This window comes from Amycolatopsis sp. NPDC003676 (assembly GCF_053587275.1).
In genome coordinates, this window is record NZ_JBSFNS010000249.1 from 1 (window position 1) to 1,960 (window position 1,960).

3 protein-coding genes are annotated in these 1,960 nt (G+C 67.7%); 2 read left to right on the top strand and 1 reads right to left on the bottom strand.

The genetic code is table 11. The annotated features are described in order from the left end of the window. Positions 1-145 precede the first annotated feature (145 nt). Positions 146-610: a MarR family winged helix-turn-helix transcriptional regulator gene (locus ACWDNU_RS45315; protein ID WP_449673385.1), complete on the bottom strand. Its 465-nt coding sequence runs from the start codon at positions 608-610 to the stop codon at positions 146-148. 95 nt (positions 611-705) lie between these two features. Between ACWDNU_RS45315 and ACWDNU_RS45320 the strand changes: the two genes are divergently transcribed. Then, positions 706-1,272 carry an NADPH-dependent FMN reductase gene (locus tag ACWDNU_RS45320; protein WP_449673386.1) on the top strand — a complete coding sequence of 189 codons (567 nt, stop codon included), beginning with the start codon at positions 706-708 and terminating at the stop codon, positions 1,270-1,272. 14 nt (positions 1,273-1,286) lie between these two features. Then, positions 1,287-1,960: NAD(P)-dependent oxidoreductase (locus ACWDNU_RS45325; protein ID WP_449673387.1), on the top strand; the 674-nt coding region annotated here is incomplete at its 3' end.

The following is a 1,960-nucleotide window of genomic DNA, read 5'->3' on the forward strand; positions in this document are numbered from 1 at the left end:
CCGTGCTGTTCGAGTACTACCTCGGCCTGTTCGGCGCGGACCAGCGGGTCGGCGAGACCATCGCCTACGGACTGGTCGGGCCACGCCGACGCGATCCCGCGGTTGGGTCGGGAAGGGGGGCGCGGAGAAGTGGGTCGGGTGTGAGTTAGAGGGGGATGGCGTGTTCGGTCGCGTAGTGGTGGATCAGCGACTCGACGGTGCGGCGGAAGGTGTCTTGGCGGCTGTCGCTCAGGGTTGCCGCCAGTTGGCCCAGTTCGGTGTCGATCGCGTCGCGCACTTGGTGCACCACAGCTCGCCCCGCCGAGGTGACCGTGACGTGGACGGCTCGGCGGTTGCCGGGGACCGCGATGCGCTGGACCAAGCCGCGGCGTTCGGCCCGGTCCACCAGCCCGGTGACGCTGGACTTCTCCAGCTCGAGGATTCCGGCCAGTTGCCGCATGCCGATCTCGCGGTCGTCCAGTACGGCGAGCATGCGCAACTGGGTGACGGACAGCCCTTGCTCCCCGGCAAGGCGGCCCAGTACGGCTTGCACGATGAACGACAGCTGGACGAGAGCGTCGGTGAGGTTCAGCTCCGGCGGCGGGACGTCTGCGGGCGGGGAGGCGGTCACGGGGACCAGGTTAGCTTGACTTAGTTGGTGACACCAACTATTTTAGTTCGTGTCACCAACAGTCCGTTAGGCGAACCAAGGGGAGAAACGCGCCCATGGCAGACAAGAAACGCGTTGCCGTCGTCGTGGGCAGCACTCGCCCTTCCCGGATTTGCGGGGATGTCGCGGCCTGGACGCGAGCCCGGCTGCAGGAGGGCAGCGGACTCGGCTACGGGCTGGTCGACCTCGCGGAGATCGCGTTGCCGTTCCTGGACGAGCCCGTCAAGGCCTCGGCGCAGCAGTACGCACACGAGCACACGCGGGCCTGGAGCGAGCTGGTGCAGAGCTATCACGGGTTCTTTTTCGTGTTCCCGCAATACAATTGGGGCTATCCGGGAGTGCTCAAGAACGCGCTGGACTATCTCTACCGGGAGTGGCGCGATCGGCCCGCCAGCCTGCTCTCGTACGGCACCCGCGGCGGAGGGAAGGCCGCCGAGCAGTTCGCCACCGTCCTGCACGGGCTGCACATGCGAGTGCTCGGCACACACGTCGAAGCCGTCATCACCGACGCGGACGTGGACGACAACGGGCAGCTGCGCGACATCGAAGGCACGCTGCGGCCGAACCGCGCACTGCTGCGCAAGATCGACGAAGAACTGACCGAAGCTCTGAGCTGTCGATGACCGGAGGAATGATCATGACTGAACCGTCGCGCCGGGTAGGTTTTATCGGCCTCGGGAGGATGGGCGCCGCTATCGCCGGTCGCCTGCTTGACGCGGGATACGACGTCACCGTGTGGAGCCGCAGCGCGGGCAAAGCGGACGAGCTGGCCGCGCGAGGCGCGAACGTGGGCGAAACTCCCGAGGACGCGATCGCCACCGGGACCGTTTTCTCCATGCTGAGCGACGAAGCCGCGGTGCGGCAAGTGTTCACCGCCGAGCGGATCCGCTCCGCCCCGGAGGGCTTCGTCCACGTCAACCACGCGACTGTCAGCCCGGAAGCGGCCCGCGAGTTCGCCGCGCGGGGCGGGCGGTATCTCAGCGCACCGGTGGTGGGCCGCCCGGAAGCCGTGGTGGCTGGAAAGCTGACCGTGCTGGTGTCCGGTGACGCGGACGTCCGTGCCGAAACAGCGCCGATGCTCGCCGCGATCGGACGGCGGGTCTGGGAGTTCGGCGACGCGGTGGACGCCGCGCCGACGGCGAAGATCTCGGTGAACTATCTGATCATTCACGCGTTGCAGGCGCTGTCCGAGTCGATCACCCTGCTGGAGCACGCCGGACTGGACGCCGGGCGGTTCGTCGACATGATCAACGATTCCGTCTTCCCCGGCGCGGTTTACCGCGGCTACGGGGACGCCATCGCCGCCGGCGC